The organism is Geomonas edaphica (assembly GCF_004917075.1).
GTDB lineage: Bacteria > Desulfobacterota > Desulfuromonadia > Geobacterales > Geobacteraceae > Geomonas > Geomonas edaphica.
Map to the genome: position 1 here is coordinate 202,287 of NZ_SSYB01000003.1, position 16,415 is coordinate 218,701.

At 60.2% G+C, this 16,415-nt stretch carries 17 protein-coding genes and 1 tRNA gene; 3 read left to right on the forward strand and 15 right to left on the reverse strand.

Annotated elements, in window-relative coordinates; all coding sequences use genetic code 11:
- Window positions 1-107: 107 nt before the first annotated feature.
- The gene (gene fusA / locus E8K79_RS09940) at window positions 108-2,207 is read right to left on the reverse strand and encodes an elongation factor G (RefSeq protein WP_136514614.1); all 2,100 of its coding nucleotides are present in this window, start codon (window positions 2,205-2,207) and stop codon (window positions 108-110) included.
- A gap of 214 nt (window positions 2,208-2,421) precedes the next feature.
- Here fusA and E8K79_RS09945 point away from each other — a divergent pair, with 214 nt between their 5' ends.
- Window positions 2,422-2,856, forward strand: coding sequence for a BON domain-containing protein (locus E8K79_RS09945; protein WP_136514615.1), 435 nt, complete (start codon window positions 2,422-2,424; stop codon window positions 2,854-2,856).
- 170 nt (window positions 2,857-3,026) lie between these two features.
- Here the strand turns inward: E8K79_RS09945 and E8K79_RS09950 are convergent, their stop codons facing one another.
- Together E8K79_RS09950 and E8K79_RS09955 are read right to left on the reverse strand one after the other, a co-directional pair.
- On the reverse strand, window positions 3,027-3,221 hold the full coding sequence (locus tag E8K79_RS09950) for a hypothetical protein (RefSeq protein WP_136514616.1): 195 nt from the start codon (window positions 3,219-3,221) through the stop codon (window positions 3,027-3,029).
- 15 nt (window positions 3,222-3,236) lie between these two features.
- Window positions 3,237-3,596: a hypothetical protein gene (locus tag E8K79_RS09955; protein ID WP_136514617.1), complete on the reverse strand. Its 360-nt coding sequence runs from the start codon at window positions 3,594-3,596 to the stop codon at window positions 3,237-3,239.
- A gap of 241 nt (window positions 3,597-3,837) precedes the next feature.
- On the opposite strand from E8K79_RS09955, the gene E8K79_RS09960 reads away from it, so the two are divergent.
- A complete protein-coding gene (locus E8K79_RS09960) occupies window positions 3,838-4,263 on the forward strand; it encodes a pyridoxamine 5'-phosphate oxidase family protein (RefSeq protein ID WP_246043788.1) in 426 nt (141 codons plus the stop codon).
- A 71-nt stretch (window positions 4,264-4,334) separates the two neighbouring features.
- On the opposite strand, the gene E8K79_RS09965 is transcribed toward E8K79_RS09960, so the two are convergent.
- On the reverse strand, window positions 4,335-4,961 hold the full coding sequence (locus E8K79_RS09965; protein ID WP_162604644.1) for a fibronectin type III domain-containing protein: 627 nt from the start codon (window positions 4,959-4,961) through the stop codon (window positions 4,335-4,337).
- A gap of 473 nt (window positions 4,962-5,434) precedes the next feature.
- Complete coding sequence (locus tag E8K79_RS09970; protein WP_136514619.1) at window positions 5,435-5,824, reverse strand: hypothetical protein; 390 nt, start codon at window positions 5,822-5,824, stop codon at window positions 5,435-5,437.
- A gap of 581 nt (window positions 5,825-6,405) precedes the next feature.
- On the opposite strand from E8K79_RS09970, the gene E8K79_RS09975 reads away from it, so the two are divergent.
- On the forward strand, window positions 6,406-7,593 hold the full coding sequence (locus tag E8K79_RS09975) for a TerC family protein (RefSeq protein ID WP_136514620.1): 1,188 nt from the start codon (window positions 6,406-6,408) through the stop codon (window positions 7,591-7,593).
- A 21-nt stretch (window positions 7,594-7,614) separates the two neighbouring features.
- On the opposite strand, the gene E8K79_RS09980 is transcribed toward E8K79_RS09975, so the two are convergent.
- From E8K79_RS09980 to E8K79_RS10025, 10 genes are all read right to left on the reverse strand, one after another.
- On the reverse strand, window positions 7,615-8,232 hold the full coding sequence (locus E8K79_RS09980) for a hypothetical protein (RefSeq protein ID WP_162604645.1): 618 nt from the start codon (window positions 8,230-8,232) through the stop codon (window positions 7,615-7,617).
- Between the two features lie 112 nt (window positions 8,233-8,344).
- A tRNA-Leu gene (locus E8K79_RS09985) sits at window positions 8,345-8,431 on the reverse strand.
- Between the two features lie 21 nt (window positions 8,432-8,452).
- Window positions 8,453-8,734, reverse strand: coding sequence for an integration host factor subunit beta (locus E8K79_RS09990; protein WP_135870610.1), 282 nt, complete (start codon window positions 8,732-8,734; stop codon window positions 8,453-8,455).
- A gap of 54 nt (window positions 8,735-8,788) precedes the next feature.
- Window positions 8,789-10,540, reverse strand: coding sequence for a 30S ribosomal protein S1 (locus tag E8K79_RS09995; protein WP_136514622.1), 1,752 nt, complete (start codon window positions 10,538-10,540; stop codon window positions 8,789-8,791).
- 68 nt (window positions 10,541-10,608) lie between these two features.
- Entirely contained in the window at window positions 10,609-11,460 is an 852-nt protein-coding gene (gene ispH / locus E8K79_RS10000) for a 4-hydroxy-3-methylbut-2-enyl diphosphate reductase (RefSeq protein ID WP_135870608.1), read from the reverse strand.
- Between the two features lie 3 nt (window positions 11,461-11,463).
- Complete coding sequence (cmk, locus tag E8K79_RS10005) at window positions 11,464-12,168, reverse strand: (d)CMP kinase (RefSeq protein WP_136514623.1); 705 nt, start codon at window positions 12,166-12,168, stop codon at window positions 11,464-11,466.
- The gene (aroA, locus tag E8K79_RS10010; protein WP_136514624.1) at window positions 12,165-13,454 is read right to left on the reverse strand and encodes a 3-phosphoshikimate 1-carboxyvinyltransferase; all 1,290 of its coding nucleotides are present in this window, start codon (window positions 13,452-13,454) and stop codon (window positions 12,165-12,167) included. The genes cmk and aroA overlap by 4 nt, the downstream gene beginning before the upstream one ends.
- Before the next feature lie 129 nt (window positions 13,455-13,583).
- Complete coding sequence (locus E8K79_RS10015) at window positions 13,584-14,444, reverse strand: prephenate dehydrogenase (RefSeq protein ID WP_135870605.1); 861 nt, start codon at window positions 14,442-14,444, stop codon at window positions 13,584-13,586.
- A gap of 12 nt (window positions 14,445-14,456) precedes the next feature.
- On the reverse strand, window positions 14,457-15,536 hold the full coding sequence (gene pheA / locus E8K79_RS10020; protein WP_136514625.1) for a prephenate dehydratase: 1,080 nt from the start codon (window positions 15,534-15,536) through the stop codon (window positions 14,457-14,459).
- Between the two features lie 93 nt (window positions 15,537-15,629).
- Window positions 15,630-16,373, reverse strand: a complete 744-nt coding sequence (locus tag E8K79_RS10025; RefSeq protein ID WP_135870603.1) for a hypothetical protein — start codon at window positions 16,371-16,373, stop codon at window positions 15,630-15,632.
- Between the last annotated feature and the right edge of the window lie 42 nt (window positions 16,374-16,415).

The window sequence follows — 16,415 nt, forward strand, 5'->3', positions numbered from 1 at the left end:
CCATCCCATAGGAGCAAATTCCCGGCCAAAACCGCAACACACTGATTTACATACGAACTGCTTGCCAAAGGGGTGCGAAAAACACGACAGCCGCAAAAACAGTGACATCAGCCTGACGTCATCCCGCCGGACCTTCCCTTTCCGGCCAGGCCGAAACGTCCCTGCACCTCCGCAGGCGCCTCGTCGAAGCCCTGGAACTCCATGGTGTAGCTCGCTCTCCCCTTGGTCGCACTGCGCAGCTCGGTCATGTAGCCGAACATCTCCGCCAAGGGGACGCTCGCCCGCACGACTTCCATCTCGCCCCGCCGGTCCAGCCCTTCCACCTTCCCCCTCTTCTGCTGCAGCCCTCCCAGCACCTTTCCCAGGTAATCGGCAGGCGTCTCCAGCTCCAGCTTCATGATCGGCTCGAGAAGCATCGGCTCACCCTCCCGGGCCGCCAGTACCACTCCCCGCTGCGCCGCCCCCCTTAAGGCCGGCTCGCTCGGGGCGACTCCCGGCTCGACGGGAACTTCCACGACCTGCACCTCGAGATCGGTCAGGGCATAGCCGGTGAGGCACCCTCCATGGCACGCCTCCATGATCCCCTGCTCGACCGCCGCGAGCAGCTCGGGGGTGATCGGTGCGACCTGGGTGGGCAGGATGATGTGGACCCCGGAACCGCGCGACGTGGGCGTCAGGCGCAGGAGAAGCTCCGCCTGCTCGGGACGACGCTCGGCGATGGTCTGGAACACCTCACGGCGCACCACCTCGCGCCGCAGGGCCTCACGGTACACCACGCGCGGGCGCCCCGTTTTCACCTGAACACCGTACTCGCGGCGCAGCCGGTCGACGATGATTTCCAGGTGCAGTTCCCCCATACCGGTCAGGATGGTCTGACCGGTCTCTTTGTCCTCGTGCACCCTGAAGGTCGGGTCTTCCCACTGGAAGTAATCCAGCGTACCGAGAAGGTTCCCCCGGTCCTCAGCCCCTTTCGCTTCCACCGCCACCGACACCACCGGCTCGGGCACCGCCACCCCCTCGAGAAGAAGGGGATGTTCCGGGTCGCAGAGGGTGTCGCCGGTAAGGGTCGCCTGGCACCCGGTCACCGCGACGATGTCCCCCGCCACGGCCTCGGGCACCTCCTCCCTGCGATGTGCGTGCATCCTGAAGAGATGCCTTATGCGCTCACCGGCGCCGCGCCCAGGGTTTAGGACGCTTGCCCCCTGCTTCATCCTGCCGCTGTAGATGCGCACGTAGGTAAGCCGCCGCCCCTCTTCCGCCATCACCTTGAAGGCCAGGGCGCGCAGCGGCAGGTCCGCGTCGCAACTGAAGCTTTCCGCCTCTCCGCTTCCGGGGTGCCGCCCTATCATAGCCGGGAGGTCCAGTGGCGACGGGAGGAAGAGGCAAACCGCGTCCAGTACCGGCTGCACCCCCTTGTTGCGCAAGGCCGATCCGAGCAGCACGGGAAAGATACGGCAGGATATGGTTCCGCGACGCAGCGCGAGCTTCAGGCGTTCACTCTCTACCGCGCGCCCCTCGAGAAAGTCGGACATGACCTGGTCGTCGAAGTCCGCGGCGGCCTCGGTGACGGCCAAGCGTGCGTTTCGAAGGGCTTCCTCGTGCTGTAAAGGGACAGGCTTACGCTCTACCGTCCGTCCGAGGTCGGTCTCGGAGAAAACGATCATCTCCTCTTCAACGACGTCGATGACGCCGCTAAAGCCCCCCTCGGCGCCGACTGGAAGCTGCAAGAGCACCGACCTCGCCGCAAGGCGTTGCTCCATCTGGTGCAGCACATGCTCGTGATCCGCACCGAGCCGGTCCATCTTGTTTATGAGGCAGACCCTCGGCACCCGGTAGCGATCCGCCTGGCGCCAGACCAGTTCGCTTTGGGGCTGCACCCCTTCCACGGCACTGAAGATCGCCACTGCGCCGTCCAGTACACGGACGCTCCGCTCAACCTCGATGGTGAAGTCGATGTGCCCGGGCGTGTCGATCAGGTTGATGCGGTGCTCGCCCCAGCGGCAAGAGGTCGCGCTGGCGGTGATGGTGATGCCGCGTTCCTGTTCCTGCGGCATCCAGTCCATGACCGCCTGACCGTCATGCACCTCCCCCATCTTGTGCGTCTCGCCGCTGTAGAAGAGGATGCGTTCGGTGACGGTGGTCTTGCCCGCATCGATATGGGAGATGATGCCGATATTGCGTATGTGGGAAACGTCGCTCGCGGTAATGGCACTTCTCCTTTCGCTTTTTGTTTCGTCACCTTCGAAAAGTTCAATGATATCGGACCAGACACAGAAGTCAAAACGTTGTCTCTGCCAGTCGTCGCTCCCGGCTCATTGCACAGTCCTCACGCTTACGTTGACATTTCCATATTATATATTAAGTTTTTCCAATTCGACCAAAGGGCATCCCTTAAACCACAACCAAGGAGGAAGTCAAAGCATGAAAAAGATGAGCATGATGCTAGCAGTAAGCCTGTCGGCTGCCGTCGCACTGAGCGCCCCGATCCAGATCCATGCCGCTCAACAAAGCACAAGCAAGGCAGACAACACCCAAAAGAACGCCGAAAAGGGAGTTACCGCCGAGCAGCAGAAAGAGAACAAGACAGACCGCGAGATAACCAGGGAAATTCGGCGCAGCGTCGTAAAGGACAAGTCCCTTTCGATAAAGGCGCACAACGTGAAGATCATCACCAAAGACGGTCACGTGACATTGAAAGGCCCTGTAAAGAATGCAGACGAAAAGAAAGCAGTTGAGAAGGCAGCGGAAGAGGTTGTCGGGAAAGGTAAGGTAACCAACGAAATTGAGGTTGCCCACGCCAAAACCAAGAAGGAAAAAAAGGAAGAGAAGGAGAAAAAGGAACAGACGGAGAAGTAGGGTAGCGGCCGGCTCGACGCCGGCTGGCGATTCCGAATCCCCCTCCCGCTTGACGGACCTGCACGCCGCGGCGCTTCGGTTCGCGAAGGCGGGAGGGGGCCGGGTATTGGTAAAGCCCCGATTTGCAGATAAGGTGGCTCAACCCGACCGGCAAGAGGATCGGACACCGCTTATTTATCGACATCACCACCCTGCCCAGAACGGGGCTGCTGCTTACGGGCCACGATTGCCGCCCATTGCTGCTGCACCTCCTCGGGAGCGTACTTCTTGAAAAAGCGCGGGAAGAATCGCGCGATGAGCCGATCTTCCCAGGTAAAAGTCGCCACCCAGCGCTCCGCCGGGTCGGTGCGCTTCTCATCTTTCATAGCCCTGCCTCCGGATTACCAATGCCCCGTCAGGCTGACCCGGCGGGGCGACGCGGAAATCCACAATTTGCCGTTGATCAGTTCGCCAGCCACCACCCCGGTCGCAGCCCCTAGTCCGTCAGCCAAAAGATCATACCAGCTAAAGTGCGTTCCGTTGAATTCGTCAATCACCTCTAGGGCGAAACCAGGAATTAATGCCAGTCCGCCTGAGACAACCATACGCTGCGGTTGTTCCCATTCCCTCGTGTGATAGATGATGGTGTCAGCGGTGAGGCCCAATAGTGTAGCCCCCGCGAAGTGGGACACTTTGTCTTTCTCGATGGCGAAGGCAGGAACCGCCGCAAACAGCGCGACCAGAAAAACCAACTTCTTCATAGCTGCGTCCTCCTGTAATCATGCGTTGCGAGCGGTGGCATCAGTACGCATGCAGGAAGCACTGCTGCTTCACAATTGTACCGAACCCGAGCCTTCTCACCATGCCTCGCAGACGGTTCTTAGGGGGAAAAGAAAGGACCTACCGTTGCTCATCTGATCATCCTTGCAGGGAATGAGATTGTTGTATAATATCGGGTATCTCAGCCACCGGTGATGATCGTCGCCCGTAAAGGAGTGCTCCATGATGACCAGAAACGAAATACTTGCATTTTTAAATTCGAATCCTATTTTCCATATGGCGACCGCGGACGGAGACATCCCGCATGTAAGAGGGATGCTGCTGTACCGAGCCGATGAAAACGGCATCGTTTTCAATACGGGTAAGATCAAGGATCTTTACCGTCAGTTGGACAAGAATCCGAGGGTCGAGCTCTGTTTCACCAACGGCATCTTTGAGAACCTGATCCAGGTCAGGATCTCGGGGACGGTAGAAGCACTCGAGGACCTGGATCTCAAGAAAGAAATTGTAACCAAGCGGGAGTTCCTGAAGCCGTGGGTGGAAAAGGTTGGGTACGAGCAATTGGCCGTGTACGTCCTAAAAAAAGGGAACGCCACCGTCTGGACCATGTCGACCAACACGGACCCCAAGGAGTACATCCAGCTCTAAGGCTGAACCCACCGCTCTCAAAGAGGAAGGCGTCCCCCCAAGGGGAGACGCCTTTTTTTGATTACTTCGTCCTATTTTAGGAAGAAGGTGACCGGCGGCGACCACGGCCCCGCGCCGGAGCGGTTGTGCCCCCTGACGCGAAAGCCGTGTTCCCGGTCGACGGTCAAGCCGTGGACCACCATGGTTTCACCAGCGTTGAAAACGTGAGGGCGCCAGTTGCTTTCGACGGAAAGGTCCCCTTCCCCCACCTTCAGTTCCCACAGGATTACCCCCGGAAGCGGATTCACCGTGATAGCGGCACTACCCGAAACAGGCCCCTGGTATATGGCGACCCCTTGCGGCATCAACAGCGCCGGGTCCCCCTTGCGCGGAGCATTGGGGGTGAAGCCTGTGTACTGAATTACGCTCGGATCACTCACGGCAGCGAGGTTGTAGTATGCCGCCACCGTGTCCAGTTTTTTTACTGCTTCCGCCTCCGCCGCCTTGCGCTCCTGGATCTTGATCGAATCATGCGTCAATGCCCCCTCATGGGCGTACTTGAGCCTCTCTCTGGTAGTCAGCAACTCGGCTGCACTTGCCACGCCTTGAGGTATTCCGTTTTTGAAAGCGGCGTTACTTTCCATTGCAGCGGCTACCGAACCCAGCTCATTAATAAGAGCGACGGCGTTCATCCTCCGGTACGCAGTTGGTATTTGCATGTCGCCTCCCGTTTGAATTGGTTTTTTTTAACAAAAAGGGAGTATACTGAGCGGCGCCGAGTTAGCAACCCCAATTCAAAAAAAGCCTCCGGCATGCTGGGCTGAAGGCGACCTTTTGCGCTGCGAGAAACCTCTTGCGCACTGCGAGAGACCCTTTGCACACTGCGGAAGACCTCTTGCACACTGCGGAAGACCTCTTGCGCACTGCGGAAGACCTCTTGCGCACTGCGGAAGACCTCTTGCGCACTGCGGAAGACCTCTTGCACACTGCGGAAGACCTCTTGCGCACTGCGGAAGACCTCTTGCGCACTGCGGAAGACCTCTTGCGCACTGCGGAAGACCTCTTGCGCACTGCGAGAGACCTCTTGCACACTGCGGAAGACCTCTCGCTAACAGGACAGGCAGAGTGCTGACAAAAAAGCCCTACCCCCGTAAGGGGGCAGGGCTGTAAAACTGCCTGGGCTGTGGCGACGCTATAAATTGCCGGGTGTGGAAGGAGTTGGTGCCGCAGGCTCGTGCATGGCGGCATGCGCGAGAGCCCTGTCCTTCATGGACTGCTGCATAGTCGACTGTTTCATAGTCGCCGTGGCCGACATGGCCTGGCCGGTCATCGACGCGGAGGCGTTGGTCCCGTGATGGGTGCCACCCATCACTGCACCCGTGGCCATCCCTGCACCTGTGCCCATCCCTGCACCTGTGCCCATCCCGGCACCTGCGCTGGACCCCATGCCGGCACCGTGCCCGGAGCCCATACCGGAGCCGTGCCCAGAGCCGCCTCCCATCCCGCCGCGAGCCATGCCCTGGGAGGCAAAGGAAAGCAGGGTAAGCGCTGTCACTGCATAAATGGCCATTGTTCTCTTCATGATGGTTCTCCTTTGATGTTTTTTGCAACTGCACCTCCTTTTTACATAAGACGTGCCAACGAGATGGCCCGTTCCTGAACACGTAGTTACGCGCAGTTACCGCTTTACCACGGCCCGAAGGGGTGCAAAGAGGCGTCGTACAGGTGAAACAGATTGCACTCCACCTGTGCCGGTATGCTCGGGGCAGGTTGCTGAGTCATAAACCGATTTCCGTTGACATGACAAACGGTCATTTATTACATTGGCAGTAAATAAAGGGGAGTAGTTATCGGTCACCGGAAAAGACCGATCCGGTTCTCGTCAATACGGCCTAAGGCCCGGGACCCGGAGCAGCAGAACGCCAACAAGACCTTTATCCAGGCACATGCCCGGGTAAAGGTCTTTTTTTTATGCCACGGCAGAGACATGCCGACGGAGGAGTAAAAATGAAGAGGTCGATGAAAGACACAGGTACGAAGATAGGGGATCGCATCCGTGAGTGGTTGGACTCATTGTTACCCGTCGTGCGGCCGCCGGTCCCCATCCCGGTACCGGTCAAAGGCGACCGGCGCGGCCGCTATTCTTGAGTGGGGTGACATGCCATGGAACTACTTCTTGCGACTATATTCTTGGGCAAACCGATCTGGATGTGGCTTGTCTTTGTTGCTGTGGTGCTCGTACTGCTGGTACTCGACCTTGGAGTGCTACACAAGGACCAGCATGAGATTGGCGTGAAGGAGAGTCTGCTGCTTTCCTCGTTCTACATAACCATCGCACTCGCCTTCGGTGGGTGGATCTGGTTCGAGATGGGAAGGGAGCCGGCACTAGAATACCTGACGGGGTTCGTCGTCGAGAAATCGCTGGCGATGGACAATATCTTCGTCATCGCCATGATCTTCTCCTTCTTCGCCGTGCCCCGGAAATACCAGCATCGAGTGCTCTTTTGGGGCATCCTGGGGGTCATCATCCTGCGCGCCATCATGATAGCGCTTGGAGCCACCCTCGTCTCCCAGTTTGGGTGGGTGCTTTACATCTTCGCGCTGTTTCTGCTGCTGACCGGATACAAGCTGTTGGTGCTGACCGAGGGAGCGCAGGCGGTGCTCGGGTCGTTCCGCGGCGCACGTCCAGTTGCCGCCATTGCCTGGGCACTAGTTTCTGCCGCCCTAGGCTTCGCCGCCTATGTCGGCATGGCGGAAAACGGCGAAGGGGTCACGGTCCAGACCTCGGTCTACCTGCTCACCGCGGCGTCGGCCTTGCTCGGGGGAAAGATCGCATTCCTGACGCACCAGGAAGAAACGGATCTGGCGGGCAATCCCTTGCTCAGGTGGCTGCGGCGACACCTGCGCGTGACCGATTCCATTAACGGGCAGGATTTCACCGTGCGCCTCCCAGATCCCAGGTCGGGAAAGGCGGTCACCTATTTCACGCCGTTATTCCTCACCCTGCTCATGATCGAGATCGCCGACGTGATCTTCGCCGTAGACAGCGTCCCCGCGATATTTGCCATCACCACCGATCCGTACATCGTCTACACCTCCAACATCTTCGCGATTCTCGGGCTGCGCGCCCTTTACTTTGCCCTGGCAGCCATGATGGCGCGCTTTGCCTACCTTAAGTACGCACTTTCCCTGGTCCTCATCTTCATAGGCTCCAAGGTGTTCATCTCCAATCTGATGGGGTGGGAAAAGTTCCCGGCATCGTGGTCGCTGGCGATCACGGTGGGGCTGCTTGCAGGCGGGTTTGCATACTCGATCTGGAAAACGCGCGGCACGGAGGGGCACGGCGGTTGAGGCAAGGGGGGAAAAGTTGAACTACGGCTTTGCGCGCTCGATGATCTCCTCCAGGGAGAGGCCGCGGTTGGCCCAGAGCGGGAGCTGGTCGACCGTTTCGAAGAAGGCGATCTCCTCGGCGAACGCCTCCTGCCAGGGTTCTCCACCCGGAGTGAATTTACCGCAGGGAACGAAGGTGACGTAGCCTGGGTAGGATGCATCGACGTAGTCGGGATCGGGTTCGCCGAGCATGGGAGGGGGAGCCAGTTCTCCCACCTCGATAGTAAGCGGGAAGAGCCAGCAGGCGGTCGGTTTGAAAGTCCACTTGTGGACGCCGAGTTCGACGGCCAGCGCCTGCAGCAGGCACATGTGATCCGCGGTGGCGAAAACGCACTTGGTTTGGTTGAAGTGGGGCGGGAAATCGTCTATCGAAAAGGCAAATGGACGCGTTGCGTTCTTTACCCCCTCGGTCCCATCCGGCCATGCGCCGTTGACGATGAAATCCTCAGGGAGGTTCGGGAAGTGCTCGGGGTATCTCTGCACCACGGCGCGGATCAGCTCAGCCTCCCCAGGCAGGAGATAAACGCCGTCATAGCAGCAAAGAGCCTGACACCCACCGGGATCGCACCCCTTGACCATCATCTGCGCACCTTTTTCCATGACCGTTTCTTCCATCGCCTAGGCTGAGGCTGTCGTTCCCATCGGGGACAGCACTGAAAAAAAAAGGGGCCGCTTTAGCGGCCCCTCTTCGTGTTCAACTTTCGGGTATGCGTGGTGCCCGGAGCCGGGGTCGAACCGGCACGTCCTTGCGAACGAGGGATTTTAAGTCCCTTGCGTCTACCAATTCCGCCATCCGGGCCGATTCCCGTTCAACTTGCTGCTAGATGTTGTTCACGCGCTCGCGCAGGTCCTTCCCGGTCTTGAAGAACGGGGTTTTCTTGCTCGGAATGCTGACGATCTCGCCGCTCTTCGGGTTTCTGGCCTCGCGCGGCTCGCGGTCACGGATGGTGAAGCTACCAAAGCCACGAATCTCTACCTTGTCCCCCTTGGTGAGGGCCTCGCTCATGGCGTCGAATACCATGGAGACTACTGCTTCGGAATCTTTGCGGGTGAGGGCACCACGCACTTCCACCAGTTTGTCGATCAGTTCGCTCTTTGTCATTTAAACACCTCAGTCAAAAAACTATTAGATTACTCAGTCGGCGAAGTGACTGGTCTATTCTTCAGTGCTCTTCTTCAGCTTCTCCTTGAGGAGATCACCAAAGCTGGAGGTTGCCTCGCCCTGGCTACCCATGTAGGAAGCCATCTCGGCTTTTTCCATCGCGGTCTGCAGCGCCTTGATGGAGAGGGCGATCTTCTTCTCGACCATGTCCACGTTCAGGACGGCCGCCTCGAGCTCATCGCCCACGTTGGCGAAGTCTTTCGGGGAAGCAACTTTCTCGTAGGAGATCTCGGAAACATGGATCAGACCTTCGATCCCTTCCTCGATCTCGACGAAGATGCCGAAGTCGGTCACGGAGGTCACTTTGCCGTTGACCTTGGAGCCCGGCTTGTACTTCCTGGGGATCTCTTCCCACGGATCCGGAACCAGTTGCTTGATGCCAAGGGAGAGACGCTCGTTCTCGACGTCGATGTTGAGAACGACGGCCTGAACGGTCTGCCCTTTGGAGAAGAGCTCGCCCGGGTGCTTCACGCGGCGGGTCCAGGAGATGTCGGAGACGTGGACCAGGCCGTCGATGCCGTCTTCGATGCCGATGAAGACACCGAAGTCGGTGATGTTCTTGATCTGGCCTTCGATCTTGGTACCGACCGGGTAACGCTCGCCGATCACGGTCCAGGGGTTCACTTCGGTCTGCTTGATGCCCAGGGAGATCCTGCGGTTGCCAGGATCGACCCCGAGGATCACCGCCTCGACGTCCTCACCTACCTTGAGGATTTCGGACGGATGACGCACACGGCGGGTCCAGGACATCTCGGAGACGTGCACCAGGCCTTCGATGCCGTCCTCGAGGGAGATGAATGCGCCGTAGTCGGTGAGGCTCACGACCTTGCCGCTGACGCGCTCGCCTTCCCTGTAACGCTCGCCCACGTTGAGCCACGGATCGGGCACGGTCTGCTTGAGGCCCAGGGAGATCTTCCCTTTCTCGCGGTCGTACTTGAGGACCATCACCTTCACGGTGTCGCCCACCTTCACCATCTCGGAGGGGTGACCGAGCCTGCCCCAGGACATGTCGGTGACGTGGAGGAGACCGTCAACGCCGCCCAGGTCGACGAACGCGCCGTACTCGGCGATGTTCTTCACCTGGCCGTTCACGATGTCGCCTTCTTTCAGGGTCGCGAGGGTCTCGGTCCTTGCCTTGTCACGCTCCTCCTCGAGAAGTACGCGGCGGGAAAGCACGAGGTTGCCGCGCTTTCTGTTCAGCTTGAGGATGCGGAACTGGTAGGTCTGGCCGATGAAGCGGTCCATGTTGCCGCCAGGACGCAGGTCAACCTGCGATGCCGGGAGGAACGCCTCGACGCCGACGTCTACGGTCATGCCGCCTTTCACCTTGCCGGTGATCTTGCCCTCGATTACGCCACCCTCGCCGGCTGCGGCGATGGTTTCCCAGGCGACCTGGGAATCGGCCTTCTTCTTGGAAAGGACCATGTGGCCGCGGATGTTCTCACCGCGCTCGAAGTAGACGTTCACCTCGTCGCCGACCTTGACGGTCAGGTCGCCGTTCTCGTCGATGAACTCGGCGATGCGGATGGCACCCTCGGACTTGTAGCCGACATCGACCAGCACCACGTCCTGCTCGATCTGGACCACGACGGCCTTGACCACTTCGCCGCTCTGCGGCTGCCTCAGGCTGTCCTGGAAAAGGTCGGCAAACTCGCCACCTTCGGCCTGGTCCAGCTCCTCGTCATTATCGTGTAACCGCCTAATCGGCATATCTTTTTTCTTGAAGCTGCGTTTTTCTTCACCCATCGAAAACTGTACCCCCTCGTGTAATCTCCGTATAAAATCGAGCTAATCTAGCACATCGGTCAAAAATATCAACCTATTTTATCTTGGTCGATGGCCGAAATGCGAGCTATCACTTCATCGATCAACCACTTCGGCGTCGAAGCGCCCGCCGTTACCCCCACGCGATTCACCCCCTCGAACCAGGCTGGATCGATCTGTCCGGCGGTTTCGATATGGTGCGTGCGCGGCAGGAGTTCCCGGCAGATCTGGGCCAGGCGTTTCGTGTTTGCACTGTTGAAACCGCCGATCACGACCATGCAATCGACCTCCCCGGCAAGCTTCTTGGTCTCGTACTGGCGCACCGCGGTGGCATCACAGATGGTGTTGTAGACGCGGGTCTCCCCACCCCTTGCCAGACAGGCGGCAACGACGTCGTTCAGGTGCTCGAAGGACTGGGTCGTTTGCGCCACCACCCCCATCTTGGCCATGCGCGGCAGACGGTCGACTTCCTTGCCGGTGCTGACCACGTAGACCCGACCCGTCGCGTACGAGACGATCCCCTGCACCTCTGGGTGCACGGCGTCCCCCACGACGATCACGTCGTACCCCTCATTGGAAAGGGTCGCCACGTGCTCCTGAGCCTTCTTGACGAACGGGCAGGTTGCGTCCACCACCTCGAGTTCAGCCTTCTCCGCGGCCTCGAGCTCGCTCGAGGCGACGCCGTGGGATCGGATGATGATGGTGCCGCCGTTTTCGACCTCCTCGACGCTCTCCACCGACTTGACCCCCATCTCTTCGAGCCGCTGCACGACCTGCGGCGAATGGATGATGGGCCCCAAGGTGTAGGTGTCACCGCCGCGGTCGGCGGCGTCGAAGGCGAGATGCGTTGCCCTTTTGACACCGAAGCAGAACCCTGCGTGTTTTGCGAGTATGACTTCCATGCTTTACCCCTTCTCCCCCTTGGCAATGCGTTCGCGCACCGCTCTCTCCATGACCGCGAGCACCTCGTCGATGGAGAGGCTGGTCGAGTCGATGGGGAGTGCGTCGGCGGCCTGCTTGAGCGGCGCGTGTTCGCGCCCCTCGTCCTGCCGGTCGCGCTGGATCACCTTGGCGATGGTCTCTTCGAGGGTGGCGCTGTCACCCCGAGCGGCAAGCTCGAGGTAGCGGCGCCTGCCGCGCTCTTCGGCGCTGGCGGAGAGGAAGAACTTCACCTCGGCGTCAGGGAAGACCACCGTGCCGATGTCACGCCCTTCGAGAATCACTCCCCCCTTGGCGCCCATGGCACGCTGCATGGTCAAAAGCGCCGCGCGCACAGGCTTTCTGGCCGATACGGCAGAGGTCAAAAGGCCGATCTCCTCGGTGCGGATCTCCCTGGAGACGTCCTCACCGTTTGCAAGGACGCGGCACGCTTCGCCGTCCCGCACGAAGGTGATTTCAAGGGTGCGGCAGAGTTCGGCAAGTCCCGCGTCGTCGTCCGCGGCGATACCCGCCCGCTTGGCCATCAGTGCAACGGCGCGGAACATGGCTCCGGTGTCTATGTGAATGTATCCGAGCCGCCTTGCCAGGAGCTTGGTGAGACTGCTCTTCCCGGCCCCGGAGGGGCCATCTATCGCTACGATTACTCCGTTTTCTCTTACTGTGTCGCTCAACGCCTTACTACCCCCTCGAGGAGTTCGCGGAAGCCGGGAAAGGATGTGGCGATGCACTCGACGTCGGAGATCGTGGTATTCCCTTTTGCGGTAAGACCAGCCACCGTCATGGACATGGCTATCCTGTGGTCTCCGAAGCTGTCCGCCGCACACCCCTTCAGCGAGGTGACGCCGGTTATTTCCATGCCTTCAGGCGTCTCCGTCACGGTGACCCCGGCGCGTCTCAGGTTGTCCGCCATGGCGGCGATGCGATCGGTTTCCTTCACCCTCAGCTCGGAGGCGTCCCTAACGACGGTGGTCCCTTCGGCGAGCGCTGCCGCGACGCAGATGGAGGGGAACTCATCGATAGCGCGCGGCACCACCTCACCTGAGATCTCCATCGCCTTAAGCTTCGAGGAGCGCACCAGGAGGTCCGCCACAGGTTCACCGGACTCCTCGCGCTCGTTCAAAAGCTCGATGTCTCCCCCCATCCCCTTCAGGATGTCGAGGATGCCGGTTCGGGTCGGGTTTACGCCGACGCCGCGGATCAGGAGCTCGGAGCCCGGCACGATTAGCGCGGCCACCATGAAGAAGGCTGCCGAGGAGATGTCACCGGGGACCACGATATCGCGTCCGGTAAGCTCGGGGCCGCCGAAGACCCGCACGCCGCCGGGGAAGGTCTCGACCCTGGCGCCGAAGGCGCGCAGCATGCGTTCCGAGTGGTCACGGGAGAGGTGCGGTTCGCGCACCACGGTCTCGCCGTCCGCGTACAGGCCTGCGAGCATGATGGCCGACTTCACCTGGGCGCTGGAGACCGGGGAGTCATACTCGATCCCGGTGAGCTTTCCCCCCTGGATGGCAAGAGGCGCCTTTTCGCCGCCGGCGCGTCCGCTGATGCGGGCGCCCATCCGGCCCAAGGGGCCCACCACGCGCTTCATCGGGCGGGCGCGCAGGTACTTGTCGCCGGAGAGAACCGAGAAGAAGTTTTGGCCGGCAAGAAGGCCGGTAAGAAGGCGCATGGAGGTGCCGGAGTTGCCGCAATCCAGCACGTCGCCCGGCTCTTCCAGGCCGTGCAGACCTTTGCCGTGGATGGTGACCGTCTCGCCGTCATCGTCGATTTGCACCCCCATGGCGCGAAACGCCTCCAGGGTCGCCAGGGCATCCTCGCCGCGCAGGAAGCCGGAGACCCGGGTGATCCCGCTCGCTATGGAGCCGAACATGATGGAGCGGTGCGAAATGGACTTGTCCCCGGGGACACGGATTTCGCCGCGGATGCCGGTGGCGGGTTCAACGGTATAGCTTTGCATGAAGCACCTCGGTGCGGCTTTCACAATTTTTTGTCGGACTGGTCGGACTGGTCGGACTGGTCGGACTGCGGCTGCTGGCTGCAGCTGCTGGCTGTGGTTGCTGGCTGCTGGCTGCGGCTGCGGCGGCTGTTACAGAATCGCGTCCCGCTTCTGCTTGGAGTTCAGGAAGAAAGTCCGCAGCCCTTCGGCATCTTCGGCGGCGACCAGGCCGCGCAGCTTCTCCAGGTACCCGGAAAAGAAATCCATCATCTCCAGAATCGCCTCCTTGTTGGTAAGCGCGATGTCACGCCACATCACCGGATCGGAAGAGGCAATCCTTGTGAAATCCCTGAACCCGCCGGCGGAAAAGGAGAGCAGATCGCCGCCGAATCGGTCGTAACCGTCAACGGCATTGACCAGCGAGTAGGCGACCATGTGAGGGAGATGCGAGATCGCAGCCACGACCAGGTCGTGCTGCACCGGATCCATGAGCGGCACGTTTGAACCGGCCACCTTCCAGAGCTCGACCACCTTCTCCAGGGCGGCCGGATCCGTGTTCCCGGTCGGGGTAACGATGCATCGCCTCCCCTGGTACAAAGTGGAGAAGGACGCCTCTACACCGGAGTGCTCGGTACCGGCTATGGGATGCCCGCCAACGAACCAGGTTCCTTCCGGCATGAGCGGCTCGCATGCCGCGACGACGTACTCTTTCACGCTCCCGCCGTCGGTCACGATGCATCCCTTCGAGAGATGCGGCGCGATCTCGGCCACCACCTGCGGAATACTGCAAACCGGTGTCGCGATAAAGACCAGGTCGGCCCCTTCGACTCCCTTTTTCGCATCGGTGGTGTAACTGTCTAAAACGCCCAGCTCGACGCCGCGCTTCAGGTTCGCCTCGCCGCGGCCGATGCCGACCACCTCACCCACGGCCTTCTTCTCACGCAGGACGCGTGCGAGCGAACCGCCGATCAGACCGACGCCGATCACGGCCATCTTCTTGAAGTAGACCATGCTAGGACTCCCTCATTGGCGTGCCCGGGGGTAGGAGCCCAGCACCTTCACGAACTGGCAGCAGGTGGCGAGTTCCTTCACCGCCTCGGCCACTTCCGGATCGTCGATGTGCCCGGTGAGGTCGAGGTAGAAGATGTACTCCCACGCCTTCCTCTTCAGCGGACGCGACTCGATCTTGGAGAGGTTTATGTTGCGCTTGGCGAACGGCTCCAGCATGCGGTGCAGGATGCCGGCCTCATCGCGGACCGAGAACATGAGCGAGGTTTTGTCGTCGCCGCAACGTTCGGCCATCTTCCGTCCGACGACCAGGAACCGGGTGAAGTTGTTCACCTGGTCCTCGATGCGCGCCTTGACGATCTTCAGGTTGTAGATCGACGAGGCGTACTCGCTGGCAATGGCCGCAGCGGTGTAGTCCTCGGCGACGATCTGCGCCGCGAGTGTCGTCGAGGCGACATCCACAAGCGGCACGTTGGGGAGGTTCTCGGCGAGCCACTTGCGGCACTGGGCCAAGGGCTGCGGGTGCGAGTAGACCTTCTTTATGTCCTCGAAGCGCCCGGTGCGGGAGAGCAGGAAGTGGGAAACTTCGAGGAGCACCTCCGCGTTGATCTTCAGCTCGCTCTCCATGAACATGTCGAGCGTGTGCGAAATCATCCCTTCGGTGGTGTTCTCCACCGGGACCACGCCGTAGTACGCCTCACCCTTCTCAACCGCCTCGAAGACGGCGGGGATGGAGCGCTCCGGCGAAAGCGAGGCGGAGAGTCCGAAATGCTGCATGGAGGCCAGGTGGCTGAAGGTGGCGTTGGGCCCCAGGAAGGCGACCTTGAGCGGCTTCTCCAGGGCAAGCGAAGCGGAGATGATCTCGCGGAACACACCGCGCACCGCCTCGGACGGGAAGGGTCCCGGGTTCTCCGCGGTGAGCCGGTCGTAGATCTCCCTCTCGCGGCTGGGAACGTGGAAGTCGCTGCGGTTCTCGGTCTTCACCGCGCCGACCTGCATCACGAGCCTTGCCCGCTCGTTCAGAAGTTCTAGGATGCGGTCGTCAACCGCATCTATGTCCTGACGGAGTTTTGCCAGAGTCTGCTTTTCTTTCAAAGCCTTGGGTCGCCTTTCAGGAGGGATGGTGGCACTTTGCGGAGCTGATACTTATAAGATACCCGTCGCAAAGATGCAACTTTTTTCTGTTTACTATGAGACCTCGGCGCGCGCCTCAGGGTTCATCGGGTTCATGCGGACCGCCAGCGAGAAGAGGTACGGGTAGTCCTTCTGCAGGTGCGCCATATAGGAGAGCCACTCGATGAGCAGGTAGGTGTGGGCGCGTTTCATGTCGCCGCTTAGGTGATCCATGTCGCTTGCGGGGAGGCCTGAGAGCGAATGGCGCGCCTGAAGTTCCTCGATCAGGTGGAAGACGGCCCAGAGCAGGTCCGTGAAGGAATTGTGCTCGAGGAGGTTCGGGTTTTCCATGAGTGACAGCATCACCCCCTTCTTCTCGGCAAGAAAGTCCTTCAAAGCGGCGAGGTCGCCGACGCGGGAGTCGGGACGTACGTCGTGCGTGTCGAGGAAAAGACGGGCAGAGCGGTAATCATCATTCTTCCAGCGCACGTTGACCCTGAGATTCCTGGAGAGCTCCTCCCCGTCCTGATAAAAGGCCTGCAGATCCTTCAGAAGCGGCGTACCCACCTCGCTGAAAAAGATGCCGATCACCATGTTGAGCTTCTTGATCATCGCCTCGCGTTCGCGCTCCTTCAGCACCCGCTCGATCATCAGGGTGACGAAGAGGACGTAGACCGGCAGGAAGGCGACGTTCGACATGAACCCGAAGCCGATCTCCTGCAGGCGGCCGAACGCGAAATAATCCGCCAGGTAAAGGACAAGGGAAACCACGAGCAAAAGCAGGACGATGCGGTCCTTGGGCATGCGGAAAAATCTCAAGGGGAGCCTCCTGAAAAAATAAAGGCGTCAAGGCGAGAGGCT

Bases quoted from the DNA above. Each gene is read 5' to 3' on its own strand.
- E8K79_RS09945 (WP_136514615.1), top strand. From the start codon at position 2,422: ATGAAAAAGATGAGCATGATGCTAGCAGTAAGCCTGTCGGCTGCCGTC.
- E8K79_RS09950 (WP_136514616.1), bottom strand. From the start codon at position 3,221: ATGAAAGATGAGAAGCGCACCGACCCGGCGGAGCGCTGGGTGGCGACT.
- E8K79_RS09955 (WP_136514617.1), bottom strand. From the start codon at position 3,596: ATGAAGAAGTTGGTTTTTCTGGTCGCGCTGTTTGCGGCGGTTCCTGCC.
- E8K79_RS09960 (WP_246043788.1), top strand. From the start codon at position 3,838: ATGATGACCAGAAACGAAATACTTGCATTTTTAAATTCGAATCCTATT.
- E8K79_RS09965 (WP_162604644.1), bottom strand. From the start codon at position 4,961: ATGCAAATACCAACTGCGTACCGGAGGATGAACGCCGTCGCTCTTATT.
- E8K79_RS09970 (WP_136514619.1), bottom strand. From the start codon at position 5,824: ATGAAGAGAACAATGGCCATTTATGCAGTGACAGCGCTTACCCTGCTT.
- E8K79_RS09975 (WP_136514620.1), top strand. From the start codon at position 6,406: ATGGAACTACTTCTTGCGACTATATTCTTGGGCAAACCGATCTGGATG.
- E8K79_RS09980 (WP_162604645.1), bottom strand. From the start codon at position 8,232: ATGGAAAAAGGTGCGCAGATGATGGTCAAGGGGTGCGATCCCGGTGGG.
- E8K79_RS09990 (WP_135870610.1), bottom strand. From the start codon at position 8,734: ATGACAAAGAGCGAACTGATCGACAAACTGGTGGAAGTGCGTGGTGCC.
- E8K79_RS09995 (WP_136514622.1), bottom strand. From the start codon at position 10,540: ATGGGTGAAGAAAAACGCAGCTTCAAGAAAAAAGATATGCCGATTAGG.
- ispH (WP_135870608.1), bottom strand. From the start codon at position 11,460: ATGGAAGTCATACTCGCAAAACACGCAGGGTTCTGCTTCGGTGTCAAA.
- aroA (WP_136514624.1), bottom strand. From the start codon at position 13,454: ATGCAAAGCTATACCGTTGAACCCGCCACCGGCATCCGCGGCGAAATC.
- E8K79_RS10015 (WP_135870605.1), bottom strand. From the start codon at position 14,444: ATGGTCTACTTCAAGAAGATGGCCGTGATCGGCGTCGGTCTGATCGGC.